Here is a 246-nt window from a genome sequence, read left to right as displayed (position 1 = left end):
GACAGGGCCTGGGGCACCTCGTGCGGCGGAGGCGGCACGAAGGTGGCGGTGGCGAGCGTCGAGCCTGCGGGGCCGATCCAGTTCTGGCTCGTGCGCAGCTCGCCCGGTTGCAGGCGCCCACCGCGCACGCCCTGCATCAGCACGGCGTGGATCTCGCGGATCAGGCGCACGGAGACCGGCAGTTCGGCGAGCCGCATGAGGCCATGGTTCATGGCGCGCACGTAGTTGGCGACTTCTTGCACGTCC

1 protein-coding gene is annotated in these 246 nt (G+C 71.1%); it reads right to left on the bottom strand.

Features of this window, described 5'->3' with window-relative positions; all coding sequences use genetic code 11:
- A partial coding sequence (locus ACTFO6_RS19410; RefSeq protein WP_439935951.1) for a Fic family protein occupies positions 1-246 on the bottom strand: 246 nt, incomplete at both ends.

It is taken from the genome of Pelomicrobium sp. G1 (assembly GCF_051905455.1).
In the GTDB taxonomy this organism is placed as follows: Bacteria; Pseudomonadota; Gammaproteobacteria; order Burkholderiales; family UBA6910; genus Pelomicrobium.
Note: the sequence above shows the minus strand (reverse complement) of the source record. Positions and strands in the feature narration are given on the sequence as shown.